This is a genomic window from Microbacterium sp. ZW CA_36 (assembly GCF_044987475.1).
GTDB lineage: Bacteria > Actinomycetota > Actinomycetes > Actinomycetales > Microbacteriaceae > Microbacterium.
Map to the genome: position 1 here is coordinate 1 of NZ_JBJDRL010000030.1, position 26117 is coordinate 26117.

A 26117-nucleotide genomic window follows, 5' to 3' on the forward strand; every position below is an offset into this window, starting at 1 on the left:
CGGTTCACACACCGTCGATGAACTTCCGGCTCACACACCCCCGATGAACTTCCGGCTCACACACCCCCGATGAACTTCCGGCTCACACACCCCCGATGAACTTCCGGCTCACACACCCCCGATGAACTTCCGGTTCACACACCCCGATGAACTTCCGGTTCACACACTCGCATCAACGTCCGGCTCACACAGGTGCGCCGTTTGCCCCAAGGTTGTCTGTTGTGTGAACCGGAAGTTCAGCGGCCCCCACGAGGGATGTCTGGCGACGGCGAAGACCGACGCGGATGCCGTCACCCGGGCAAGAACGAAGGGCCCGGGATGCAGCATCCCGGGCCCTTCGCGTCATGCGGGTGTCAGCCGGCGAACTCCTCCGCCACGGCGACGCGCGCGTCGTTCTGCGACTTCGCGTTGTCCATGTCGAACTCGAGCACCTGCTCGTAGCCGAGGCCGTTCGCGGTCTCGATGAGCTCGTCGCGCAGCGACTCGAACTGCGCCTCGCTCTCGGCGAAGACCATCTGCCACGAGTACTGCTTGATGATCTCCTTGACCTGATTGCGCAGCGTCTCGATCTCGGAGTCGTCGGCGGGAGCCGCGTAGCTCGCGCCCGGGGCCACGAGCACCTGGTCGTTCGCCTGCAGGTACTCCATGGTCGAGGTCGCGTCGCCCATCTTCGCCGACCAGTCCTCGGTCAGCGGGTTGGCGATCGAGGCCTGGTAGGTCGGCCAGAACGTGTAGCTGTACGGCAGGCCGGTCTCGGCGTCGGTGTCGATCGGGAGGACCGCGCTCAGGTTCAGCGCGGACACGCCGTCGGCGTACTCGCCGCCGCCCCATTCCTCGGGAACGGTCGCGCCGCCCTGCAGGAACACCTCATTGCCGAAGTCGGTGAGCTCCGGCTCACCGGCGTCGTTGACCTCCCACGTGAGGCCCTGCGGGCCGGCCGAGGCTCCGGTCTGGCTGCTGTTGGCGTACGCGCCCTCGGCGGAGTACAGCCAGTCGACGAATGCGGCGATGCGCTCCGGGTCGTCGGCCTTCGAGCCGATCGCGAAGACCTGCTTGCCGCCGTACGCCTCGGCGCCGTACGAGAAGATGTTCTGGTCCTGCAGGGGCGCCATCTGGAAGCCCTTGCCGGCGGCCATGTTCTCTTCGGTGTTGAAGGCCGACTGCCCGAGCCAGGGCCACCAGGAGAACAGCACCTGGCCGTTCTGGAACTTCGAGAACAGCGTGTCGTAGTTCTGCGTGGTCGACTCCGGGTCGACCAGGCCCAGCTGGTTGGCGTCGAAATAGAGCTTCAGGTTGCGGATGTACTCGCCGTCGGGGTCGAGGATGCTCTGATAGTCCGAGCCATCGGCCTTGGACAGCACGAACCCGATCTCGTCGTAGCCGTAGAAGCACGCCGGCTGCTTGGCGGTCACCATCATGTTGCCGTCCCAGTCCTTGAACAGCGAGAAGGCGTAGGTGGGCTGGCCGTTGTCGGCGGCGGGGTGGGCCGCCTGCATGTCGGCGAGCACCGGGAGCAGGTCCTCGAGCGTGCCGATCTCGGGGTAGCCGAGCTCCTTGTAGTAGTCCCACCGCACGTACGGGCCGAAGGTCGGGTTCAGGCCCTCGGACGGCTCGGTGGGCTTGAGGGAGGAGACCGCGGACGGGAAGCCGTAGATGCCGTCCTTGCCGTCGTTGAGCTTCTCGACGGCCGCGTCGAACTCGGCGGCATTGTCCATCGCCGGGTAGTAGTTCGACGCGTCCTGCACCAGACCGCCCTCGATGAGCTCGTCGAGCTTCTCGCCCTTGTCGGTGATGATGAGGTCGCCGAGGTCACCGGCGGCCACGCGCGTGTTGTACAGGGTGTCGCCGCCGCCCGCGACGTTCGGGGCGATGATGTTCAACTTCATGTTGAACTTGTCCTTGACGATCTTGGCGAACCAGCCCTGCTGGACGCCCATGTAGTTCGCGAGACCGTCGAACACGTCGATCGTGATCTCCTCGTCCCACGCCTCGGGGAACTGGTCGATCGCACCTTGATCGTCGCCGCCGCCTGCGCTGCAGGAGGCCAGCGATCCCGCGGCGAGCAGCGCCACGAGCGCCAGGGACACCTTCTTTCGAAGCTTCATTGCTTTCCTTTCTTGGTGGTGCGTGGCCGCCGTCAACCCTTGACGGCGCCCAGCATGATGCCCTTCACGAAGAAGCGCTGGAACAGGGGATAGATGAAGATGATGGGCAGCACGACCAGCACCGAGACGGTCATGCGTATCGAGGTCGGCGTCTGCTGGGTCGCCACCCCGGCTATCTGGCCGAGATTGCCGCCCGCGTTCTGCGCGGCCTGCGCCAGACTCGACGCCTGGTTGATGAACATGTAGAGCAGGTACTGCAGCGTGTACAGGCTCTGATCGGTGATGTAGATCAGGGTGTCCTGGAAGCTGTTCCACTGCGTGACCGCGCTGAAGATCGCGATCGTCGCGAGGATCGGCGTCATGTTCGGCAGATAGACGCGGAAGAAGACCTGCAGGATGTTGGCGCCGTCGACCTCGGCGGCCTCCTGCAGCTCGCGCGGCATCGACTCGACGTAGGTCTTGGCGAGGATCACGTTGAACGGCTGCACCACGAACGGCAGCACGTAGACCCAGAAGTTGTTCGTCAGTCCCAGCGTCTTCATGATGATGAACACCGGGATCAGGCCCGCGCTGAAGTACATCGTGATGATGAGGAAGCGGTACCAGAACTTGCGTCCCCACATACGGGTCTGCGTGAACATGAAGCCGAGGAACGCGGAGGCGAGCACCGTCAGCACGGTGCCGATCACGGTGCGGCCGACGCTGACCACGGTCGCCATCGGCAGGCCCGGCAGCTGGAACACCTGCGTGTAGTTCGAGAGGTGGAATCCGACCGGCCACAGGCGCACATCCCCGAGCGCGGAGACGTCGTTGGCGCTGACCGAGTTGATGATCAGGTAGTAGAAGGGGTACGCGCAGATGATCGCGAACAGCAGGAACAGCGCATAGTTCGCGATGCGGAACAGCACATCGCCGACCGTCGCCCGGTAGCGGGCGGAGGTGTCTCCGCGCTTCGCGGTGGTGAGCGTCTTCGTCATCGTCGTGGTCATTGCCCGGCCCTCAGACGATCGATTCGCCGCGGACACGCTTGGAGACCGCGTTGACGGTGAGCAGGAGGGCGACCGAGATGAGGCTCTTCAGCATGCCGATCGCGGTGGCCAGCGACAGGCTGTTGCCCGTCATGCCGATGTTGTAGACGTACAGGTCGAGCACCTGGATCCACTCCTTGTTGAACGCGTTCTGGAACACGTAGTACTGCTCCATGCCGTTGTTGAGGATGTTGGCGATCGCCAGCAGCAGCAGCACGAGGTACGTCGGCATCAGCTGCGGCACGGTGATGTAGCGCATCAGCTGGAAGCGCCCGGCCCCGTCGATGCGGGCCGACTCGTAGAGCGACTGGTCGATGCCCGCGATCGAGGCGAGGTAGATGATCGCGCCCCAGCCGAGTCCCTTCCAGATGCTCCAGAGCGTCATGGTGATCCAGACGTTCTGGTCGCTGTCGAGGAACTTGATCGGCGTCGTGATGAGTCCCGCGTCGTTGAGCACGTCGTTGACCAGGCCCGAGCTCGAGAAGAGCGAGAAGGCGATCATGTACACGAGCACCCACGAGATGAAGTTGGGGAGCGCGGTGAGGGTCTGCACCGAGCTGCGGAACCACGGCGCCTTCACCTCGTTGAGGAGGATCGCGAAGAACAGCGGCAGCACGGATGTCGCGATGCCGAGGAAGCTGATCGCCAGGGTGTTCATCAGCACCTGGCCGATCTGGGCCATCTGCGTCGGCGAGCTCACGAGCATCTGGAACCACTGCAGCCCGACGAACTCGCTGCCCTCGAGGCCGAGGGCCGGCTTGTAGTCGTAGAGCGAGTAGATCCAGCCGTACAACGGGAGGTACGAGAACAGGAACGCGAGGATCAGGAACGGGACGATGCAGAGGAACAGCGTGAACGAGGTGCGGCTGCCCGCGGGGCGCGGCCGCCGTGCGCGACCCTTCCTCGAATTCTTGTCGAGGTTGTGGACCGCGGCCTCCTGGAAGACCGTCTGCGCTTGAGCCTGCGTGGTCATCGGACCGTGCCCGGGTGCGCGGCATCCGCCGAGACTGCCGCCGGGTGAGCATGACGCCGTTCCATGTCACTCCTTCGTGTACGTGGCTGCCGCTCCATCGAGGGCGGGTTTTCGGGTTCCAGTGTCGAACCGCTTCGATTTCGAACCGCTTCGATTGAAGAGTAGGCGGGAGGACCGGATTCGTCAAATGCCTTCCCGTAACGCCGAGGTAACGATCGGGAGCCGTCCGGCGGGGCGTCCGCACCATGGAAAGCGCCTACCATGGTCGGACCGGACGCGCGGAGGCGTCCGTTCCCGGCCGGATGCCGGGAGAACAGGACGGAACGAGCGACATGAAGCGAGTCGGCATCCGTGATGTCGCCGAACGCGCCGGCGTGTCGATCAGCACCGTCTCGAACGCGCTCAACCGCCCGCACATGGTCAGCGAGCGCCTCGTCGACCGGGTGCGCTCGGCCGCCGATCAGCTCGGCTACGTTCCGCTGCAGGCGGCGCAGCAGCTGCGCGCGGGCAGGTCCGGCCTCCTCGGCATGACCGTCATCAACATCGCGAACCCGTTCTTCGCCGAAATGGTCGCCGGCGCCGAGGACGCGGCGTCCGCCGCGGGACTCCGCGTGCTCGTCGGCAACTCCAGCGACGACGTCGCCAAGGAGCGCGATCACCTCGAGCTCTTCGAGCGCGTGCAGGTCGAGGGCGCCCTGGTCAGCCCGTTCGGCCCCCTGGAGCCGTGGCTGCAGCGACTGCGCGGCCGCGGCATCCCCGTCGTGCTGGTGGATGCGGTCGACGACACCGGCGAGCTGCCCTCGGTGTCGTTCGACGACGTCGCGGGTGGCCGGCTCGCGGCCGAGCACCTGCTCGCGACCGGTCGCCGTCGCCTGGCCTTCGTCGGGGCGCGCGAGGAGGTGCGGCAGGTGCGCGAGCGCCTGCAGGGCGCGCGCCTGGCCGTCGCCGCGCACGAGGGCGCGTCCCTCGAGCCCATCTGGACCTCGCGCACCACCTCTGATCTCGGCCGCGCCTTCGGCGAGCAGCTCGCGGCCCGCTCCCCCGCCGACCGGCCCGAGGGGATCGTGACGTCCAACGACCACCTCGCCATCGGGCTCGTCCACGGCCTGATCTCGCAGGGCGCGCGGGTGCCCGACGACGTCGCCGTCGTCGGCTACGACGACATAGAGTTCGCGGCGATCGCCGGCGTGCCGCTCACCTCGGTTCGCCAGCCGGCTCGCGAGATGGGGCACACGGCCGCCGAGATGCTGCTGGCCCGGATCGCGGGCACCGCCGGTGCGGATCTGGGGAACGTCGTCTATCAGCCGGAGCTCGTCGTCCGCGCCTCGACCGGCGGCTGACCGCATATCGACTTCCTGCCGCCTCAGCTGACCAGCTGAGAGCCCTTGGCCGGCCGATCGCCGTCGCGGCGCTCGATCGCCCGCAGTGACCGTCCGACGAAGGCGGCTATCCGCCGCGCGCCCCGCTCGTGGAAGTGGGTGTCGTCTGCGAGCCCGTCGGGCCACAAGGGGTGCTCACCGGGCGCGAAATGCGACAGCAGGGCGACGGATGCCTCCAGCCCGAGATCCTCGTAGAGCCACGTCGTGAACGCCGTAAGGTCGATCAGCGGCACGTCGAGCTCGTGCGCCAGATCGCGCACGGCGTTCGGATAGTCGCCGTGCGTCGCGGTCACGCGGTCGCCGTCGAACCAGCGCCGCTCGACGGAGGTGCACAGCACCGGTCGCGCGCCCCGTGCGCGGACGTCGTCGACCATGCCGCGCAGGCGTGCCGTGTACCCGCCGCGCGCGCCGAGCTCGGGCAGCTTCTGGTCGTTGTGCCCGAACTGGATCACGACGACGTCACCCGCGGCGACGCCGCCGAGCAGGCGGGCCCAGGTTCCGTCGGCGAGGAACGACTCTGTCGTCGCGCCGCCGTAGGCGAGGTTGCGCACCGGCGCCTCGACCACGGGTTCGATGTACGAGCCCCACCCGGTCATGGGCAGCTCGTCGGGCTTGGCGGGGGCGACCGTCGAGTCTCCGGCCAGGTGGTACGTCATGTTCAGCCTTTCGCAGGCGCCGGGGCGCGGCATCCGTCGATACCATGTCATCATGACTCAGAAAGCGTTTACCGGCGCTATCCGCGTCATCGGGATCGCCCAGAATCCTCGACCCGGCCGATCGGTGCTGGCGCTGCTCGCGCGCCGCCCCGCGCGCATGACCGCCGCCATCCTCGCGTTCGCGTGCAAGGAGATCCCGCTCTGGTTCCTGCCGGTGGTGACGGCCAAGATCATCGACCTGGTCGCGACCGGCGGCGACGTGTCGACCGTGCTGGTGTGGTTCGCGATCGCGGCGGTGCTGCTCATCCAGAACTACCCGATGCACATCGTCTACACGCGCAACTTCATGACGGTCGTGCGCGACACCGGCGCGGACCTCCGCAACGCCCTCGCCGCGCGACTGCAGAGCCTGTCGATCGGCTACCACACGCGGGTGAGCTCGTCGATCGTGCAGACGAAGGTGGTGCGCGACGTCGAGAACGTCGAGCTCATGCTGCAGCAGGTGACGCACCCGCTGCTGTCCTCGACGATGGTGCTGATCGGCGCCATCGTGATGACCGCGATCGCCGTGCCGCAGTTCCTGCCCGTGTACGCCCTCGCGGTGCCGATCGCCCTCGTGCTGCGCGCCACCCTCAGCCGCCGCTCGCGGGCCCGCAACGAGGTGTTCCGCCGCGAGGTCGAGGGGTTCGCTGCGCGCGTCGGCGAGATGGCCTCGCTCATTCCGGTGACCCGCGCGCACGGCCTCGAGCGCACCGCCGTCTCGCGCGTGCAGGCCGGCGCCGACGGCGTCCGTCGCGCGGGGCTCGACCTCGACATGCTCAACGGCCACGTCGCGTCGATCTCGTGGGTCGCGATGCAGCTGCTCGGACTCGGATGCCTCGTGCTCGCCGCGATCTTCGCGCTCACCGGCATCCTCCCGATCACGCCCGGCGAGGTCGTGCTGCTGTCGTCGTACTTCACGCTGCTGACGTCGGGACTGACGGCGCTGCTGATGCTCATCCCGGTCGGCGCCCGCGGCCTCGAGTCGATGCGCTCGATCTCGGAGGTGCTGCAGGAGCCCGACCTGGAGCAGAACGAGGGCAAGCGCGCGGTCGAGCAGGTCGGCGGTCATCTGCAGCTGCAGCACGTCTCGCATCGCTACGACGGCGCGGAACGGGATGCCGTGCGCGACGTCTCGCTCGACATCCCGCCTGGCGAGACCGTCGCCTTCGTGGGCTCGTCGGGATCGGGCAAGTCGACGATGCTCAACCTCGTGCTGGGGTTCGTGCGCCCGACGTCGGGGCGCATCCTGCTCGACGGGGCCGACATGCAGAGCCTCGACCTGCGGACCGTGCGCCAGTCCGTCTCGGTCGTGCCGCAGGAGTCGGTGCTGTTCGAGGGGACCATCCGCGACAACATCGCGTACGGCCTCGACGACGTGTCGGAGGAGCGTCTGCATCAGGCGCTGCGCGACGCCAACGCGGCCGAGTTCGTCGACCGGCTCCCGGACGGGTGGGACACCGTCGTCGGCGAGCGCGGCGCGCGCCTGTCCGGCGGCCAGCGGCAGCGTCTCGCGATCGCCCGGGCGCTGGTGCGCGACCCGCGCATCCTCCTCCTCGACGAGGCGACCTCGGCGCTGGACCCGGAGTCGGAGGAGCTCGTCAAAGACGCACTCAACCGCCTGATGCGCGGCCGCACCACCCTGGTCGTCGCCCACCGCCTGTCGACGATCCGCCAGGCCGACCGGATCGTCGTTCTCGAGCACGGCGAGGTGGTCGAGGTCGGCGGGCACGACGCGCTGCTCGCCGCCGGTGGCCGCTACGCCCACCTCCACGCCACGCAGGCGGGCCACCCGCGCTGAGGTGTCTCCGGCGTGGGATAGCGCTTTCCGCTCCCACCGCCTACCCTGGAAGAGCGGATGCCGCCGGCTGCGGCATCCGCTCTCGATCCACCCGAAGGAGCCACCGTGACCGAGAATCTGCGCTGCGCCATCGTGGGCACCGGAGCGATCGCCCACTCGCACGCGAGGGCGATCGCCGCGTACCCGCAGGCCGAGCTGGTCGCCGTGACCGACCTGAGCCGCGCGTCGGCCGAGGCGTTCGCCGCCTCCTACGGCGCCCCCGTCGTGTACGACGACCTCGAGACCCTCCTCGCGACCGAGCACCCCGACGTCGTCCACGTCTGCACTCCCCCGGGCGCGCACGCCGCCCAGACCATCGCCGCCTTCGCGGCCGGCGCGCACGTCGTCGTCGAGAAGCCTCCGGCGCCGTCGCTCGACGAGCTCCAGGAGATGACGGATGCCGCAGCCGCCGCCGACCGCCGGCTCGCGGTCGTCTTCCAGCAGCGCACCGGCACGGCGCCCGCGCATGTGAAGCGCCTGCTCGACTCCGGCGCGCTCGGGCGCCCGCTCGTCGCCCAGTGCCAGACGCTCTGGTACCGCGACGCCGCGTACTTCGCCGTGCCGTGGCGCGGCAAGTGGGAGACCGAGGGCGGCGGCACGACCCTCGGCCACGCCATCCACCAGCTCGACCTGCTGGCGTTCCTGCTCGGCGACTGGACGCGCGTCGAAGGCCGCCTGTGGCGCCTCGACCGCGAGACGCAGACCGAGGATGTTTCGACGGCTACCGTCGTGTTCGAGGGCGGCGTGGTCGCACAGGTCGTCTCGAGCACCCTCTCGCCGCGCGAGGTGAGCACGATCCGCATCGACACCGAGAAGGCCACGATCACGGTCGACCACCTGTACGGCCACGGCCACGAGAACTGGCGCATCACGCCCGCCGCTCACATCGACGCCGACGAGGCCGCGACGTGGGAGATCACCGGCGCCGAGGAGCGCAGCGACCACGTGTACCTGCTGCGGGACGTCTTCGACGCGCTGCGATCGGGCGCCCCGCTCCCTCCGACTGCCGACGCCCCCGCCCGGTCGATCGAGCTCGTCGCGGCGATCTACGCCTCGGCCGACGCCGACGGCGCGGTGGTGACGCCGGCGGATCTCGCCGCGCACCCGACGCACCGCAAGAGCTTCGCCAGCGCCGTGATCGACCTGCGCCCGGCCCACTGAGTCCGAGGCTCGCTGAGTCCCACGAACCGCCGCCGCGCGAGCGGCACGGTGTCGCGGTCCGGCATCCAACAGGTCAACCGGCCTTCCCCAGGACGTTCAGCGCGCAGCTTCTCCTGTAAAGGCCTGGTTGACCTGTCGAAGGGCGCATAACCGGAGATCGGATGCCGCGACACGGCACCCCGCACACGCCGCGGTCCCGCCACGACTGCAAAGGTCACTGTCGCAGCACACCGCGCCCCCAGCATCCAACAGGTCAACCGGCCTTCCACAGGACGTTCAGCGCGCAGCTTCTCCTGTAGAGGCCTGGTTGACCTGTTGGATGCGACGACCGGGAGGACCCGAGGGCGAAGGCGTGCCTGCGAAAATGCGGAGGGATGCCGCGAAGGAATGCCGCGGCGAGGTGCCGCGATGGACTGCCTCTGCGAGGCACCGCGCCCCCGCGGCACCCGCGGCACCCGCGGCCCCGCGGCACCGCACCCCGCGCTACCGCGGCAGCCGGTCGCCGATCAGCGCCAGGTTCTGGATCGCCGCGAGGCCGTACTGCGCGACGTCATTGGTTCCGACCGTCGGCGCCTCGTCGACGGGGTTGAGCACTGCCGGCCCGTCGATGCGCCGCAGCACGAAGTCACGGCGGTGCACCAGCCACTCGCCGATCCCCTCGAACGCCCGCCATGCGGCATCCGCCAGCGCGTCGTCACCTCGGCTCGCCGCCGCGTAGGCGGTGAGCCGGCTGTGGGCCTGCTCGAGATGGATGCCGGTGAGCCGCTGCCCGACCGCGGCCTCCTGCTCGTCGGGTGAAGCGAGGTAGAGCCTGCAGTACTCGAGCCACGCGTCGCGGAAGCCGGGGACGTCGACCAGCGAGATGAGCTCGCTGCACACCTCGACGAGCCCGAACACGGCGCTCAGGTGCGACACGGCGATGCGTTCGCGCGCACTGTCGAATCGGCCGGCGTCGATGTCGTACAGCGCCTCGCCGGTGAGGAATCCGTGCGGAAGTGCGCCGATGTCGGCCATCGTGCCGAGCAGCCGGTCGCGCGAGCGCTCGTTGCCGGTGCGCTCCCAGTCGGCCAGCCACGTCGCCGCCAGCGCGCCCCAGTCGGTGCCGAGCCCCACCGCGAGCGCGGCGCGGTCGGGGCGGTAGGTCGCGGCATCCGTCCGCACCTTGCGGGTCGGATCGGTGTCGAGGAAGCGGGCGTCGCTGTCGCGCAGCTCGGTGAGCAGATCGCCCACGCGCTCGTCGGCGGTCAGATAGTGGAAGATGCGCCGGTAGATCGGGCTCGAGATGCGCAGCTGTTTGGCGCTGCACCCCCAGTGCTGCACGTTGTGCCGAGAGCCGAGCCCCTGCCACCGGCCCAGGTGGTAGACGTCCACCTCCCCCGTGTGGCGGGTCATCGCCTCGGCGAAGCGGAAGACGTCGGCGCGCCCGCTGCGCAGGTACGAGTACCACAGCCAGAGATCGGGCGAGAGCTCGCTGTTGTCCCACGCGTAGCCGCCCACGTCGTAGCGCCAGACGTGACGGTCCGCGTCGTAGGCGTGCATGACGTCGCCGTAGTTCCAGAAGCCGTACCAGCGGCGCTGATCGACCTGCCCGAGATAGAAGTCCAGCAGGAAGTCGACGCTGTCCTCGATCTCGGTGCGTGCCGGCGTCGAGCGGTCGACCGGCGCCCAGTCTCCGAACACGCCGACCGCGTGCAGGTGGTCGGGGGTGGGCTGCAGCAGCGGCGGTCGCTGCACTCTCTCGACGGCAGCGGCCACCTGCGCGATCGGCGGGGTCGCGGCGTATGCGAACAGCGTCAGCTCGTGCGTGCGCGCCACGCCGTGAGCGTCACCGAAGCCGGGCTCGTAGTCCTCGTAGGTGATCTCGAGGCCTTCGAGCTGCGTCGCGAAGTCGTCCTGGCCGAGTCCGTCGTGGTAGAACCGCAGATCCATCGGCCGAGCCTCGGGCGCATACAGCCAGGCGGTGAGCTCCGCCTGATCGCCCGTCGCGCCGCGCAGGTCGAGCTGGCCGGGATGGGACTGCCAGAACGAGCGGATGCCGACCCCGAGCCCGCCGGCCGGATCGCTGATCCCGATGAAGCCTTCGGCACGCATCCCCGCGCCGGCATCGATCCACGCGTGTCCGGGCGCGGTGCGCTTGCGGATCGCGAAGCCGTCGGCACTGAGCTGGGTCAGCGTGAAGTCGCCCCACGCCGGGATGAGCTCGAGGCGCTCCGACACCTGCGGGTTCCAGCGCGGGGTCGGCGGCGTCGCCTCGCCGCGGATCTGCGCGCCGCGCACCTCGGCGCCGGGGTCGCGCCGCAGACCGGTGAGCCCGCGGACCGCCTCGGCGAAGAACCCGCCGTCAGCACCCGCGATCCGGACGTGGCGGTCGTGCAGCGGCGCCCGCAGCGGCACGTCGGCGCGCAGACCGAGCCCGGCGAGGAAGTCGTGCTCGGCATCCCCGTCCCACACCACCGTGTGCACGAGACGCACCTCAGCCGACCCGGCGACCACCACGAAGCGGACGGTGAACGGGAGCCATTCGCGCGAACCGTCCTCGTCCCGGTGCGCGCCCTCGACGCGGACGACCGCGCGGACCGGCCCGTCCTGCTCCACGACGACCCTGTGCACCCGTGACCGGAACCGGCGGCGCGGGCCTGCCCCACCGTCTTCGGGCACGTCGTCCTGCAGCAGGCTCACCAGTCGGATGTCGCGGGCGACGATCCGCCCGTCGCGCACCACGCGGCGCGCGAGCGCGTCGATCGCGCCGTGCTCGGGGCGTGCGAACGCGAGCTCGATCACGCCGTTCGCGACCACGATCTCGTCCGCGTCCTCGCGTACGACCACGGACCCGGTCCCTGCGCCGGCGGCCGCCGTCTGCGGCGAGAGGTCGGTCACCACCTCATACGCACCGGGCGCGTCGAGCGCGCCGACCGCGCACCCCGCCCACTTGACCGAGCCGTCCGGCCAGGTCGCGAGCGGCCAGAACTGCGCCGGCAAACTCGGACCACCCATCTGCCGCAGACCGAGCGCGGAGACGGACGCGACGGTGCCGCGCGGAAGAGGGACTCCCCAGGTGGCGCCGCCGGGGAGCTCTGCCGGCGGGGCGTCGTCGAGCCAGCGGAGCGGGACGGTCGAAGTGGTCACAGCGAGTGAACCTCCAGGTTGCGGTAGCGGGCGACGAGCGGCGACATCTGCCGGAATCCGATCCGGCCGTCGCGTATCCGCGGACCGGTGGACTCGTCATCGATCCAGTCGAACAGGGGCAGGCCGTCGATCGAGAACGAGACGCGAGCGACATCCTTGACGACCTCGATGCGGTAGTACGAGTCCTTCGCATCGACCACCGGCGGCAGCGGATCGGCACCCTGGCACACGAGGTGGAAGCCGGGCGACTTGCGCAGATTGCACGTGTGGAACGCGCGCTCGTCCTCCCATCGGCGGCGGAAGTACGACACGTGAAGAGTCCGCAGGTCGCTCGAGTGGTACTGCGGGTAGACGCCGGTGCGATGCGCGACGCCATCGTCGAAGATGCCGCGCCCGCCGGTCGCCGCCGCACCGAAGAACAGCATGGCGAGACCCGGCTCTTCGCGGGGCGCGAAATCCCACGAGATGCGGACCCGGTCGGGGAAGACCTCAGGGCACCACAGCGTCCAGTGGTCGTCGAAGCCGCCCGAGCTCGACAGCGCCAGGCCGTCCTCGGTCGCGCGGACCGCCACCGGGCCCTCGGCGACCCATCCGTCCAGATCGGATGCCGCCGCCAGCGGATTGCGGTACAGCAGCGTCATCCCTTGACCGACCCGATCAGCATGCCCTTCGCGAAGTGCTTCTGCAGGAAGGGGTAGAACAGCACGATCGGCAGCGTCGCGACGATGATGACCGCGAACTTGATGCCCTGCGCGGGCGGCAGCTGCGTCGGATCCTGCTCCACGACCGACAGGTCGGTGGCGACGGTCACCTGACGCAGGAACATCTGCAGCGTCCACATCGAGTTGTCGTTGAGGTACAGCAGCGGCGACATGAAGTCGTTCCAGATCCCGACCGCGTAGAACAGCGCGAACGTCGCGAGCACCGGCTTCGACAGCGGCAGCACGATGTTCCACAGCGTCTGCAGCTCGTTCGCGCCGTCGATCTTCGCGGACTCCTCCAGCTCGGCGGGAAGCTGCTGGAAGAAGTTCTTGATGATGATGAGGCTGAACGGGTTGATCGCCATCGGGAGGATCAGCGCCCAGTAGTTGTTGAGCAGGCCGAGGTCCTTCACCACCAGGAACGTCGGGATCATCCCGCCCCCGAACACCATCGTGAAGACGATCAGCGAGAGGATCAGACGGCCGCCCGGCAGGTTGGCCTTGCTCAGCGGATAGGCCATCGTCGCGGTCAGCGCCAGCTGGACCGCGGTGCCCACGGCCGTCACCACGATCGTCGTGATGAGTGCCCGCACGAAGGCGGGGCTCGTGAAGATCGCCTCGTATGCGTCGAGCGAGAACGTCTCCGGCCACAGGAAGAACGAGCGCGTCGCCAGTTCGGCCTCGGTCGCGAACGACCCGGCGAGGACGTAGACGAAGGGCACGAGCGCGACGATGCCGATCGCCGTGAGGAGCACGACGTTGAACACGTCGAACACGCGGCCGGCGGGAGTGTTGAACCGGTACTTCTCGCGAGCCATCAGAAGATCCCTACCTGGTTGAAGCGCTTGGCGACCCAGTTCGCCCCGAAGATGAGCACGACGCCGACGACCGCCTTGAACAGGCCCACAGCGGTGCTGTAGCTGTAGGAGCCCTGCGTGATGCCCATGAAGTAGACGTACGTGTCGAAGACGTCGGCCACCGATCGGTTGAGCGAGTTGGTCATGAGGTAGATCTGCTCGAACCCGGTGTTGAGGATCTGCCCCATCTGCAGCACGAGCATCACGATGATCGTGGGCATGATCGAGGGGATCGTGATGTGCCACACCCGCTGGAAGCGGCCCGCGCCGTCGATGATCGCGGCCTCGTACTGCGCCTGGTCGACACCGGCCAGCGCGGCCAGGAAGATGATGGTGCCCCACCCGGTGTTCTTCCAGATGTCCTGCAGGACGATGATCGGCCGGAACCACGCCGGATCGGCGAGGAAGTTGATGTCGGTGCCGAGGATGCCGTTGATCAGCTGGAACAGCGGGCCGATGTCGAGTGCGAACAGCAGGTAGGTCAGCGACGCCACCACGGTCCACGACAGGAAGTGGGGCACGTAGATGAGCGTCTGCGTCGTGCGCTTGAGGATCGTCAGGCGCATCTCGTTGAGCAGCAGCGCCACGATGATCGTCAGCGGAAACGCGATCAGCAGCGACAGCAGGGCGAGGATGATCGTGTTCCCGAGCAGACGCGGGAAGTCGGGGCTCGCGAAGAAGTCCTCGAAGTGCGCGAATCCGACCCAGGGGCTGTCGGCGATGCCGAGGAAGGGGACGTAGTCCTTGAAGGCGATGATCGCGCCGTACATCGGCCAGTACCGGAACAGCAGGAAGTAGACGATGCCGGGTACGAGCAGAAGGTAGAGCCACTTGAACTGGGTGAAGTGGACGCGAACGCCGCGACGGCGCCGGCTCTGCTTCTCAACGGTCAGCGTCTCGGTCGCCGTGACGGCGGTGTCGAGCATTGCCATGGATGGGCCTCTCGGTCAGTGCCGGGGATGACGGGCGCGCAGGCACCCGTCATCCCCGGCCCGGCGATCAGGAGTCGGCGTCGGCCAGCTCGTTGATCTCGGCGATGATGTCGTCGCCGCCGCTGGAGCGCCACAGCTCGACGGCGTCCTCGAGCCCGTCGAGGTCGATCTGACCCGCGATGTACTGGATGCGCGCATCGGCGACGATGGTGTCCAGCTGGGCGCCCTTCGAGACGTATGTCGGCGACACGTAGGGCGCTGCCGGGTCGAACTGGGCCGACTCGAGGTCGGCCGCCTCGATCTCCTTGCGCTTGTCGTACATCTCCTGCTCGTACTCCGACGGCTGCTTGGGCAGATACCCCTGGAAGCCGTTGACGTTGGTGCCGAGCTGTGCGTACGCGCCGACGGTGTCCTTCAGCGCCTGCGGCACGTCGTCCACGGCGACGGCAAGATCGCCGTCCAGGGTGTAGGTGACATCTTCGATGCCGTTGTTGAGGATCGGGCCCGCCTCTGCCGAGTTGAGCTCGTTCAGCACCTCGAGCACGCCGCGCAGCTCCGCCTCGGTGCGCACCTGCGCCTTGGGGATCGCGAGGAAGCCGCTGTAGCCCGAGGTGGGCAGCGCGTACAGGTCGCCGTCAGGCCCGCTCAGGTTGCCGGTGACGTCGACATAGTTCTCGAAGTTGTCGGGATCCGACTGCTTGACCAGGCTGATCAGCTGGCCGACGCGCGAGTGGACGTCGATGATGATGCCGCCCTTGCCGGTGAGGAACGGCTCGTTCCACTTCGCCGAGTCGAACGTCGCGTAGTCGGGGTTGACGACACCCTCCTCGACCAGCTGCCGCTCGAACTGCACGGCCTCGAACCACTCGTCGGTGGTGAAGTTCGGCACGAGCTCTCCGTCGCGCTCGGTCCAGCGGGTGCCCGCGCCGTACCAGGTCTCGATCGCGTCCCACGGGCTGTTCGTGCCGATGGTGCCGGGCCACTTCGGGATGATGAGACCGTAGGTGTCGTCCGCGCCGTTGCCGTCGGGATCGTCCTCGGTGAAGGCCTTCGCGATCTCGTAGAGGTCCTCGGTCGTCTCCGGCAGCTCGAGTCCCACGTTCTCGAGCCAGTCCTTGCGGATGATGACGGCCTCTCGCATGACGTCGCGGGCGCGGAAGACGCCGTACACCTTGCCGTTCACGCTCGACGCCCGCTGCACCTCGGGGAAGGTGGTCTTGAGGTTCTCGTAGTCGTCGAGATAGTCGGTGAGGTCCCAGAACGCCCCGGCCTCCGCGTTGCGGACGAACCCGGGGTCCTTGCCCTGGATCACCATCACCTGGGGAAGATCGTCGCCGGCGAGCGTGATGTTGACCTTGTCGCCGTAGGAGGCATTCGGCACCCACGTCATGTCCAGATCGACGCCGATGACATCCTCGACGGCGGCCTCGATCTCGTTGTCCTCCTCGGGGGCGTTGGTGCTGAGGAACGGCGCCATGATCGACAGGCTCTCGAGCTTCGCGGCATCCGTGCTGTTCGCGTCATCGGCGCCGGTTCCGCTCCCGGAGCAACCGGTGAGGGCGAGGGCGGCGACGACGGCGATGCCGACGCCGACGAGCGGCTTGCTGTGGTTCATTGCAGAACTCCTTCGTTCGGGGGTGGGGATTTTCTCTGGGGAGGTGGACGGAGAGGATCAGGAAGGGGGGGACCCCGCGGCGACGCGGTCGGCGACGGCGCGGTCATTGGCGGTGAAGAACGAGAGGCACATGACCGTGCTGAGCGTCAGCCACGCCCCCACCGTCAGGAACGGGACGATCCCGGGCAGGATGCTGCCGACCGCCGCGATCGCGACGGCTCCCAGCAGCAGCAGGACCACGTGGAGGACGTTGCGCATCGCCCAGCGGCTCGCGGTGGGGAGGTAGGCGCGGAGCGGCAGTTCGTAGTGGACGTACAGCGGGACCGAGACAGCGGTGATCAGGAAGGCTGCGGCCAGTGCGACGACGGTCGAGACGCCGAGCACCGAGCCGACGGTCCCGGCTGCGAGCTGCCCGGCGGCGCCGACCGCCAGCATCCCGGTCACGAGGAATCCGACGCCGAGCGCGACGTTCGCCTTCCGCAGATCGCGGCGCCATGCGGTGGCGAAGGACCGTGCCACCGGGAACACCTCGCCCCGGAGGCGTCGCCGTGTGAGATCGGCGGCGGCGGTGCTCGAGGGCACGACGCCGAACAGGATGCCCCCGGCGAGAGCGAACACCCACCACAGCGCGTTGACGTACGCCATCCACCACACCCAGTCGAAGACGGCGTGAGCACGCAGGGCCCACGTCGGCATGGCAGACGAGTGGTCCGTCATCACATCTCCATCGTTGTGGGCGAGAGGCATTGCCGGGAATACGTTTTCCCGGCAAAGCCACGAGTAACGTAACCGCCACCGCGAGCGGAGTCAACTCGTCGACCCGCCGGAAGTGAAACGTCTCATGCAAATCTCAGAAACGTTTCGACGATTGCGCACCCAGTCCGAGCCGGCTGCGCAGCGCCGACGGCGGCCGGCGACTGGGACCGTGCACGGCCCCGAGCGCAGAAGCCGCGTCGAGCGTTACTGAATCGTTTAAATTTGTGCGGAGAATGGCTTGCGAAACGTTTTTAGACGAGGTACCGTAGCGGGCAAGCGCTTTCCAGCACCGCATGTTCCGAATCCGGATGCGCCCACACCGCACTCACAGACGACGAACGTCTCACGCGGAGAAGCGAACGCAGACGTTCACAAGGAGGACAAGGATGTTCAGCAAGAAGCGGGCCCTCGCCATAGCCGCGGTCGCGGCCGGCGCCGCCCTGGTGCTCGCCGGCTGCGCCGGCGGCAGCGACGAGACCCCCGACGCGGCTCCCACGTTCGACCCGAACGAGGAGGTCACCCTCAACCTCGCGTTCTGGGGCAACGATGTGCGCGCCGACCTCTACAACGAGGCGATCGTCGCGTTCAACGAGGAGTTCCCCAACATCACGGTCAACTCCACGTTCCTCACCTTCCCCGAGTTCTGGGAGAAGCGGCAGACCGAGGCGGCCGGCGGCAACCTCCCCGACGTGATGCAGTTCGACTACTCCTACCTGCGTCAGTACGCGGAGAACAACCTGCTGCTCGATCTCGACCCGTACCTCGGCAACATCATCGAGACCGACCCGCTGCCCGAGAACATCCTCGACATCGGCGTCGTCAACGACACGACCTACGGCATCACCACGTCCACCAACGCGTGGGGCCTCTTCACCAACCCGGTCCTCCTCGAGAACGCCGGCGTCGCAGAGTTCGAAGGCGGCAGCTGGGACGACTACGCCGAGTGGATGGGCGAGGTCACCGACGGCGCGGGCGGCGAGTTCTGGGGTGGGTCCGACTTCACCGGCCGCATCCAGAACTTCGAGCTGCAGCTGCGCGCCGAGGGCCAGAACCTCTTCAACGAGGACGGCACGCCCGGCTTCGACGAGGAGCGCCTGACCGAGTTCTGGGAGTCCGGTCAGGACGTCCGCGACGGGATCGGCATCCCCCAGCAGCGCGTCGCGGAGGTCGCGCCGAAGGGCGCCTTCGACAGCGCGCTGACGGCGAGCGAGCTCACGTGGGACAACTTCGGCGCCGGCTACCTCGCCGGCCTCGGCGAGGGCTACACCGAGCTCGGCCTGATCGCTCCCCCAGTGACGGAGGAAGGCGCGAAGGACCTGTACCTGAAGCCCTCGATGCTCCACACGATCTCGGCCAGCACCGAGCACCCCGAGGCGGCGGCGACGCTCGTCAACTTCCTCGTGAACTCGCCGGAGTCGGGCGAGATCTTCGGCACCAACCGCGGCCTGCCGGCCTCGGAGACCGCCCTCGCCGCGGCCGAGCTCGACCCGCTCAGCCAGCAGGTCAAGGACTACGAGGCCTCGATCGCCGACCGCCTGGGCGACGCCCCGCCGGTGCCGATCGTCGGCTACGGCACCCTCGAGGAGAAGTTCCGCCAGCTCGGTGAGGAACTGAACTTCGGCACGGTCACCGTCGATGACGCGGTCTCGCAGTTCTTCGCCGAGATGGACGTCGTCCTCAACCAGTGACAGCCTTCCGGGCCCGGGCGCACGATGCGCCCGGGCCCGGAACACCACTCCATGAACCCGTATCGGAGAGTCTCGTGAGCACCACAGCGACCAGAGTCATCGTGACCGGTGAGAAGTCATCGCGTCGTTCCCTGTTCCGCCGGTCCCGGCCGGAACGGACGGATCGTCCGGGCATGCGACAGCGTGCCGTGAAGGAGACGGTCGCCGGCTACGGGTTCCTCGTGCCGTGGCTGGTGGGGTTCTTCGGCCTCACGCTGATCCCGATGGCGTACTCGCTGTACCTGTCGTTCACGAGCTACAACATCTTCAGCCCGCCGAAGTGGATCGGCTTCGACAACTACATCCGGATGTTCACGTCGGACCCGGCGTTCATCCAGTCCGCGCAGATCACGCTGATCTACGTGGTGGTCGGCACCCCGATCACCCTCGCCGCGGCACTCGCGGTGGCCATGCTCCTGAACTACCGCGACAAGGGCGCCGGGTTCTTCCGGTCCGCCTTCTACGCCCCGTCGCTCATCGGCGGATCCGTGTCGGTCGCGATCGTGTGGCGGGCGATGTTCGCCAGCGACGGCCCGGTCGACAACGGCCTGTCGGCGATCGGCATCGACCTGGGCGGCTGGATCGGCAACCCCGCGCTGGTGCTGCCCGCGATGATCCTCCTCGCGATCTGGCAGTTCGGCGCCACCATGGTCATCTTCCTCGCCGGCCTCAAGCAGATCCCCAAGGAGCTGTACGAGGCGGCCGAGATGGACGGCGCCGGCGCCTGGCACCGGTTCCGCGCCGTCACCCTGCCGATGCTGTCACCGGTGATCTTCTTCAACCTGCTGCTGGGCCTGATCGGCGCCTTCCAGGTGTTCGCGTCGGCCTACATCATCTCCAACGGCACCGGCGGCCCCGCCGGCATGACGAACTTCATCACGCTGTACCTCTACAAGCGCGGCTTCAGCGACGGCCAGATGGGCTACGCCGCCGCCATCGCCTGGGTGCTGCTGATCGTCGTCGCCGTCATCGCCTTCATCCTCTTCCGCACCCAGCGAAGCTGGGTCCACTACGCCGGAGACAACCGATGAGCACCACAAGTTTCGGCGAACCCGCCATCGCCACCCTCGAGAACCAGATCGACGCCACCCCCCGCGCCCCGCGCCGCAAGGTCAAGCGCAAGACCTGGCAGACCGTCATCTGGTTCATCGTGCTCATCGCGGTCACCGCGGTCGTGCTCTACCCGCTGGTCTGGCTGCTGTTCGCCACCTTCAAGCCCAACAGCGAGTTCGGCTCCAACATGGGCCTCATCCCGAACGCGCCCACCATCGACAACTACACCAAGGTGTTCGAGGGCATCGCCGGGGTGCCGATGTGGCGGTTCTTCCTGAACTCGTTCATCATCGCCGCCGGCTCCGTGATCGGCGTGCTGCTGTCCTCGTCGCTCGCCGCCTACGCGTTCGCCCGCATCCAGTTCAAGGGCCTCAGCGTGCTGTTCGCCGCGATGATCGGCACCCTGCTGCTGCCGTTCCACGTCGTGATCATCCCGCAGTACATCATCTTCAACCGGCTCGACATGATCGACACCTTCTGGCCGCTGCTGCTGCCGAAGTTCCTCGCCACCGAAGCGTTCTTCGTGTTCCTGCTCGTCCAGTTCATCCGCCAGATGCCCCGCGACATGGACGAAGCCGCCCGCATCGACGGCGCCGGCCACATGCGCATCTTCTGGTCGATCATCCTGCCGCTGATCAAGCCCGCCCTGATCACCTGCTCGATCTTCGCGTTCATCTGGGCCTGGAACGACTTCCTCGGACCCCTGCTCTACCTCACCAGCCCCGAGAACTACCCGCTGCCGATCGCGCTGCGCCTCTACAACGACCAGACCTCGGTCAGCGACTACGGCGCCACCGTCACCGCGTCGTTCATCGCCCTCATCCCCGTCCTGCTCTTCTTCCTCGTGTTCCAGCGCTTCCTCGTCGACGGCGTCGCCACACAGGGCCTCAAGGGCTGACGGACCCAGGAAAGAGACCGCACATGAACCGCCGAGAACTCCGCGCCGCGCGCCGGGCCGACGCCTCCGGCAGCGGCCCCACGCTCGACGAGCGCGAGCCCGCCCGCTACCCGGGCGCGAAGGGCGCCTTCGCCCTGTTCGGCGAGGTGCTGCTGACCGGGCTGCTGGTGACCGCCGCCGGGATCCTCGTCGTCACGCTGCCCGCGGCACTCTCCGCCGGCATCCGGCACCTCCGCCGCTATGTGAACGCCGAGCAGTCGCATGCGCGGACGTTCTGGCAGGACTGGCGTGCCGCGCTCCCCGGTGGCCTGGTCGTCGGCATCGCAGCCGTCGCGCTGACGCTCCTGCTGCTGCTCGACATCGACCTGGCGAACTCGGGCGCACTGCCCGGCGGCGCCCTGATCTCGATCGTCGGGTGGCTGGGACTGGTCGCCGGCGCCGTCGCCCTGCTCGTGGCGGCGGGCGCGTGGACGCCCGAGCGCGGCTGGCGGGGCGCGGTCCGCGGCATCCCATCCGCTCTCGCGGCCGATCCCGTCGGCGCGCTGTACCTCGCGGCGGCGGCCGTGCTCGTCGGCGTGGTGACGTGGATGCTCGCCCCGCTCATCGTCGCCGGCCTCGGCTGCGCCGCCTTCGCGGTCGTCGCGGTCCCGGCACGCCGCGGCCGTCGCTGACACGGCCTCCGAACCCCCGCTGCACCATCCAGACAGGAGCTGCTCGACGTGCTGTACGGCGCCGATTACAACCCCGACCAGTGGCCCGAAGACGTGTGGGACGACGATGTGCGCCTCATGCAGGAGGCCGGTGTCAACATCGTGAGCCTCGGCATCTTCGCGTGGTCGCGCATCCAGCCCGCCGAGGACGTGTGGGACTTCGCGTGGCTCGACACCGTCATCGAGAAGCTGCACGCGGGCGGCATCGCGGTGAACCTCGCGACCGCCACCGCGTCTCCCCCGCCGTGGGTGAGCGCCACCTACCCCGAGACCCTGCCCGCCGACGAGTCCGGCGCGTCGTACTGGCCGGGAAGCCGCCAGCACTTCGCCCCGTCGTCGCCGACGTACCGGCGCCTCGCCGGGGAGCTCGTGCGACGCCTCGGCGAGCGCTACGCCCACCACCCCGCCGTCGTGATGTGGCACGTGGGCAACGAGTTCGGCTGCCACCTCTGGATGGACTTCTCGGATGCCGCGCGCGACGCGTACCGCGTGTGGCTCGAGGGCCGGTACGCCACGATCGACGCGCTCAACGCGGCATGGGGGACGAACTTCTGGTCGCAGCGCTACGGCGCCTTCGACGAGATCTTCCCGCCGCGTCTCGCTCCTTACAGCCACAACCCGTCGTCGATGCTCGACTGGCGGCGCTTCACCAGCGACATGCTGCTCGAGTGCTACCTCATGGAGCGCGAGATCCTGCAGCGCGCCGGCGCCACGCAGCCGATCACCACGAACTTCATGGGCCCGTTCAAGCCGGCGGACTACCGCAAGTGGGCGCCGTTCATGGACGTCATCGCGGACGACTGCTACCCCGACCCCGCCAACCCGCACCGCGTGCGCGACGCCGCCTTCCAGCGCGACCTCATCCGCTCGCTCAAGCCCGGCGTGCCTTGGCTGCTCTGGGAGCAGGCGACGGATGCCGTGAACTGGCGTCCCGCCAACCCGGGCAAGCGCCCCGGCGCGCTCATGGCCGAGACCGCGCAGTCCGTCGCGCGCGGCGCCGACGGCATCATGTTCTTCCAGTGGCGCCAGTCCCGCGCGGGCAGCGAGAAGTTCCACTCGGCGATGCTGCCCCACGCCGGCACCGAGACGCGCACCTGGGACGCGGTGACCGAGCTCGGCGCACGCCTGGCCGCGCTGCCGGAGCTTCCGGCGCCCGGCCGCGACGCCCAGGTCGCACTGGTCTTCGACTGGGAGAACTGGTGGGCCGTCGAGGAGCGCGACCACCCGACCGAGGTCGACTATCTGGCGCTCGTGCTGGAGTGGTACGGCGCGTTCCACGCGCGCAACATCCAGGTCGACATCGTCGGCCCCGAAGAAGTCGACGACACCTATCGTCTGGTGGTCGCCCCCGCCCTGTACCTGCTCCGCGATGAGGGCGCAGCCGCGCTCGCACGCTTCGTCCACGACGGCGGAACGCTCCTCACCGGCCCCTTCACCGACATCGTCGACGAGCACGACCAGTTCCGCGACGGTGGATTCCTGACGCAGCTCGGCCCCGTGCTCGGCCTGCGGTTCGAGGACTTCGGCGCGCTCGCGGGATCCTCGGCGAGCGCCGGCGGCGTGGGCGCCCTGAGCACCGACGCCGTCCGCGCCGCGCGCACCGCCGCCGCGGCGGGCACCGTGACATTCGGCCTCGACGGCGCCGAGCAGCGCGGCCGCCTGGTGGCCGAGAGCGTCCACGCGGGCGGAGCAGACGTCGTCGCCTCGTTCGAGTCCGGCCTGCAGGCAGGATCGCCCGCCCTCACGCGTCACCGCTACGGTTCCGGCGAAGCCTGGTACGTCGCCACTGTGCCTGTCAGTGATGCGCCGGTGAGCGACGGACGTTCGGCCGGCGGCCGCGAGACCGACGCGCTCGACGCCGTCGTTGCGACCGTGGTCGCGGCATCCGGTGTCCGTCCTGTCGTCGAGGGACTGCCCGCCGGGGTCGAGGCAGCGCGTCGGGGCGACCTCGTCACCCTCATCAACCACAGCGACGAGCGGGTCGAGATCGCGATCGACGGAACGGATGCCGAGACCGGCGTCACCGTCGACCGCGTGGTGCTCGACGCGCAGGGCGTCGCCTTCGTCACCGCACCGCTCACCGCAGGCCCCGACCACGCCCCCTCATCCGCCGCGCGCGATGCCCTGAGCGTTTCCTGACCCCATCCCGATCACGACTGGAGCACCCTGATGCCCGCACCCCGCACCCTGTTCGCGGCAGCCGCCCTGACCGCCGGCGCCGCCCTCGTCCTCGCCGGCTGCGCCGGCGGCGAGCCCGACGACGCGGCCGCGTTCGACCCCGACGAGAAGGTCACCCTCGACTTCGCGTTCTGGGGCAACGACGACCGCGCGACCCGCTACAACGACCTGATCGCGGCGTTCAACGAGGAGTACCCGAACATCACGATCAACACCTCGTTCACCGACTTCCCCAGCTTCTGGGAGAAGCGTCAGACCGAGGCCGCGGGCGGCGGACTGCCCGACGTGTTCCAGTTCTCCGACAGCTACCTGCGCCAGTACGCCGAGTCGGGCAACCTGCTCGACCTCGGCGAGGTATCGGACTACATCGACACGACCACGTTCGATGAGTCGCTGCTGGGCACGGGCGCGCTCGACGACGTGCAGTACTCGCTTCCCACCGGCTACAGCCTGTGGGCGAACTTCGTCAACGACGACCTCGTCGCACAGGCAGGCGTCGACGCACCCGAGGGCGGCACCAGCTTCGCCGACTTCGACGACTGGATGGCCGACGTCACCGACGCCACGGGCGGCGCGGTCTACGGCGGCACCGACTACACGCAGCGCATCCAGGTGTTCGAGCTGGTGCTCCGCGCCAACGGCGGCAACCTGTACACCGACGACGGCGAGCTCGGCTTCACCGAGGACGAGCTGCGCGACTTCTGGGAGTCCGGCTCCGACATCCGCGACGGTGTCACGGTGCCGCAGCAGAAGCTCGAGGAGCTCTCGCCCAAGTCGGGCTTCGGCGCCGCCATCACCGCGAGCGAGATGAGCTGGAGCAACTTCCTCGGCGGGTACCTCGCCGACTCGGGCGCCTCGTCCATCTCGATCGTCGCTCCGCCCACCGCGGAGGAGGGCTCGAAGGACCTCTACCGTCAGGCCGGCCTGCAGGTCGCGATCGCGAAGAACACCGAGCACCCGGAGGCCGCGGCCCTCTTCCTCGACTTCGTGGTGAACAGCCCCGAGGCCGGCGAGATCTTCGGCACCACGCTCGGCTTCCCCGCCTCGTCGTCGAAGCTCGAGGGCACGACCCTCGAGGGCGCCGACAAGCAGGTCGCCGACTACATCGAGTCCGCCGCCGACCGCATCGGCGACGCCCCGCCCGTCCCGGTCGTCGGCTACGGCTCGCTCGAGCAGACCTTCTGGGACCTCGGCAAGTCGATCGGCCTCGGCGCCCTCTCGGTCGACGACGCCGTGACGCAGTTCTTCTCGGAGGCGGACGCCATTCTCGGCTGAGCCTGTCGAACGCAGGAAGACGGATGCCGCGGCCTCGTGCCGCGGCATCCGTCTTTCGTCCAGCGGGGTCGACGCCCGCGCAGATCAGTCGGTGCGCACGGCCACCGAGACACGCTCGGTGGCGGACCTCTGCGCGGCGTCGGCGAGGACCAGCGCGGCGCGGCCGTCTTCGAACGTCGGGCTCGTCGAGGCGCCGCCGCGCACCAGGGCGACGAAGGCCCCGAGCTCGGCGGCGTACGCGTCGGCGTAGCGCTGCAGGAAGAAGTCCTCGAACGGCGCGCGCGCGTCCACCCGCTCGGCCGTCGAGAGGCTGACCAGGCTCATCGAGCGGTTGGCGACCTGCAGCGAGCCCTTCGCGCCGAAGGCCTCGAGCCGCTGGTCGTACCCGACCGCGCTGTGACGCGAGTTGATGATGGTGACGACGGCGCCCGAGGCCGCGCGCAGCGTCACGACGGCCGTGTCGAAGTCGCCGTGCTCGCGCGCACCGTCATCGAAGGTCGTCGTGCCGACCGCCGTCACCTCGACGATGTCGGGCAGGAAGAAACGGGCCATGTCGAAGTCGTGGATCGTCATGTCGCGGAAGATGCCGCCCGACACCCCGATGTAGGCGGCCGGCGGCGCGGCCGGATCACGGCTGATGATCGTGAGCTGCTCGAGAGCGCCGATCTCGCCCGCCACGACCCGCGCCTGCACCTCGGCGAACGCGGGGTCGAAGCGGCGGTTGAATCCCAGCGCCACGGGCACGCCGGCGGCCGCGACCTTCGGGCGCAGCGCGTCGACGCGGGCGATGTCGAGGTCGATCGGCTTCTCGCAGAGCACCGGGATGCCGCGTTCGACAGCCTGCGCGATCAGGTCGACGTGGGTCGGGGTGGGCGAGGCGATGAGCACCGCATCCACGTCGGCGGCCGCGAACAGCTCGTCGGCGGCATCCGTCACCCGACCGCCGAAGCGCCCGGCCACGGCGTGCGCGCCGTCGACCATCGGGTCGGCGACCCAGGTGAGCACGGTGTCGGGGCTCGCGGCGATGTTCGCGGCGTGGACCTGGCCGATGCGACCGGTGCCGATCAGGCCGAAGCGAAGGGGGGCGTCGGTCACGGTGGTGTCCTTG

20 protein-coding genes are annotated in these 26117 nt (G+C 68.7%); 9 read left to right on the forward strand and 11 right to left on the reverse strand.

What is annotated here, in order from left to right; genetic code table 11:
* Nucleotides 1-353 precede the first annotated feature (353 nt).
* Genes ACI3KX_RS13480 through ACI3KX_RS13490 form a run of 3 tightly spaced genes read right to left on the reverse strand, consistent with a single transcriptional unit; the run spans nt 354 to nt 4106 of the window.
* On the reverse strand, nt 354-2105 hold the full coding sequence (locus tag ACI3KX_RS13480) for an ABC transporter substrate-binding protein (protein WP_363354811.1): 1752 nt from the start codon (nt 2103-2105) through the stop codon (nt 354-356).
* Nucleotides 2106-2137: 32 nt separating this feature from the next.
* The gene (locus tag ACI3KX_RS13485) at nt 2138-3094 is read right to left on the reverse strand and encodes a carbohydrate ABC transporter permease (RefSeq protein WP_331910963.1); all 957 of its coding nucleotides are present in this window, start codon (nt 3092-3094) and stop codon (nt 2138-2140) included.
* A 10-nt stretch (nt 3095-3104) separates the two neighbouring features.
* Nucleotides 3105-4106, reverse strand: coding sequence for an ABC transporter permease subunit (locus ACI3KX_RS13490; RefSeq protein ID WP_404910049.1), 1002 nt, complete (start codon nt 4104-4106; stop codon nt 3105-3107).
* Between the two features lie 332 nt (nt 4107-4438).
* Between ACI3KX_RS13490 and ACI3KX_RS13495 the strand changes: the two genes are divergently transcribed.
* Complete coding sequence (locus tag ACI3KX_RS13495) at nt 4439-5446, forward strand: LacI family DNA-binding transcriptional regulator (RefSeq protein ID WP_363354815.1); 1008 nt, start codon at nt 4439-4441, stop codon at nt 5444-5446.
* A gap of 23 nt (nt 5447-5469) precedes the next feature.
* Here ACI3KX_RS13495 and ACI3KX_RS13500 read toward each other — a convergent pair whose 3' ends face one another.
* Nucleotides 5470-6141 (reverse strand): rhamnogalacturonan acetylesterase, encoded by a 672-nt coding sequence (locus ACI3KX_RS13500; protein ID WP_404910050.1) that lies wholly within the window; start codon nt 6139-6141, stop codon nt 5470-5472.
* 52 nt (nt 6142-6193) lie between these two features.
* On the opposite strand from ACI3KX_RS13500, the gene ACI3KX_RS13505 reads away from it, so the two are divergent.
* Both ACI3KX_RS13505 and ACI3KX_RS13510 read left to right on the forward strand, forming a co-directional pair.
* Entirely contained in the window at nt 6194-7981 is a 1788-nt protein-coding gene (locus ACI3KX_RS13505) for an ABC transporter ATP-binding protein (RefSeq protein WP_404910051.1), read from the forward strand.
* Nucleotides 7982-8086: 105 nt separating this feature from the next.
* The gene (locus ACI3KX_RS13510) at nt 8087-9181 is read left to right on the forward strand and encodes a Gfo/Idh/MocA family protein (RefSeq protein ID WP_404910052.1); all 1095 of its coding nucleotides are present in this window, start codon (nt 8087-8089) and stop codon (nt 9179-9181) included.
* A 483-nt stretch (nt 9182-9664) separates the two neighbouring features.
* Here the strand turns inward: ACI3KX_RS13510 and ACI3KX_RS13515 are convergent, their stop codons facing one another.
* The 6 genes from ACI3KX_RS13515 to ACI3KX_RS13540 form a co-directional block, all read right to left on the reverse strand.
* Nucleotides 9665-12307 (reverse strand): Tat pathway signal sequence domain protein, encoded by a 2643-nt coding sequence (locus ACI3KX_RS13515; protein ID WP_404910053.1) that lies wholly within the window; start codon nt 12305-12307, stop codon nt 9665-9667.
* On the reverse strand, nt 12304-12948 hold the full coding sequence (locus tag ACI3KX_RS13520) for a DUF1961 family protein (protein WP_363354825.1): 645 nt from the start codon (nt 12946-12948) through the stop codon (nt 12304-12306). The genes ACI3KX_RS13515 and ACI3KX_RS13520 overlap by 4 nt, the downstream gene beginning before the upstream one ends.
* Nucleotides 12945-13826, reverse strand: a complete 882-nt coding sequence (locus ACI3KX_RS13525) for a carbohydrate ABC transporter permease (RefSeq protein WP_363354827.1) — start codon at nt 13824-13826, stop codon at nt 12945-12947. Before ACI3KX_RS13525 ends, ACI3KX_RS13520 begins: the two co-directional genes overlap by 4 nt.
* Nucleotides 13826-14797, reverse strand: coding sequence for an ABC transporter permease subunit (locus ACI3KX_RS13530; protein WP_363354829.1), 972 nt, complete (start codon nt 14795-14797; stop codon nt 13826-13828). The genes ACI3KX_RS13525 and ACI3KX_RS13530 overlap by 1 nt, the downstream gene beginning before the upstream one ends.
* A 67-nt stretch (nt 14798-14864) precedes the next feature.
* Complete coding sequence (locus ACI3KX_RS13535; RefSeq protein WP_404910054.1) at nt 14865-16412, reverse strand: extracellular solute-binding protein; 1548 nt, start codon at nt 16410-16412, stop codon at nt 14865-14867.
* 57 nt (nt 16413-16469) lie between these two features.
* Complete coding sequence (locus ACI3KX_RS13540) at nt 16470-17129, reverse strand: YesL family protein (protein ID WP_404910055.1); 660 nt, start codon at nt 17127-17129, stop codon at nt 16470-16472.
* A 425-nt stretch (nt 17130-17554) separates the two neighbouring features.
* Here ACI3KX_RS13540 and ACI3KX_RS13545 point away from each other — a divergent pair, with 425 nt between their 5' ends.
* From ACI3KX_RS13545 to ACI3KX_RS13570, 6 genes are all read left to right on the forward strand, one after another.
* Nucleotides 17555-18856: an ABC transporter substrate-binding protein gene (locus ACI3KX_RS13545; protein WP_404910056.1), complete on the forward strand. Its 1302-nt coding sequence runs from the start codon at nt 17555-17557 to the stop codon at nt 18854-18856.
* A 74-nt stretch (nt 18857-18930) separates the two neighbouring features.
* Nucleotides 18931-19926 carry a carbohydrate ABC transporter permease gene (locus ACI3KX_RS13550; RefSeq protein WP_404910057.1) on the forward strand — a complete coding sequence of 332 codons (996 nt, stop codon included), beginning with the start codon at nt 18931-18933 and terminating at the stop codon, nt 19924-19926.
* Nucleotides 19923-20846, forward strand: a complete 924-nt coding sequence (locus ACI3KX_RS13555; protein WP_363354837.1) for a carbohydrate ABC transporter permease — start codon at nt 19923-19925, stop codon at nt 20844-20846. The genes ACI3KX_RS13550 and ACI3KX_RS13555 overlap by 4 nt, the downstream gene beginning before the upstream one ends.
* Nucleotides 20847-20869: 23 nt before the next feature.
* Nucleotides 20870-21517, forward strand: coding sequence for a hypothetical protein (locus ACI3KX_RS13560; protein WP_404910058.1), 648 nt, complete (start codon nt 20870-20872; stop codon nt 21515-21517).
* 48 nt (nt 21518-21565) lie between these two features.
* A complete protein-coding gene (locus ACI3KX_RS13565) occupies nt 21566-23695 on the forward strand; it encodes a beta-galactosidase (protein ID WP_404910059.1) in 2130 nt (709 codons plus the stop codon).
* Between the two features lie 30 nt (nt 23696-23725).
* Nucleotides 23726-25009, forward strand: a complete 1284-nt coding sequence (locus ACI3KX_RS13570) for an ABC transporter substrate-binding protein (protein WP_404910060.1) — start codon at nt 23726-23728, stop codon at nt 25007-25009.
* 84 nt (nt 25010-25093) lie between these two features.
* Here the strand turns inward: ACI3KX_RS13570 and iolG are convergent, their stop codons facing one another.
* Entirely contained in the window at nt 25094-26104 is a 1011-nt protein-coding gene (gene iolG / locus ACI3KX_RS13575) for an inositol 2-dehydrogenase (protein WP_404910061.1), read from the reverse strand.
* Between the last annotated feature and the right edge of the window lie 13 nt (nt 26105-26117).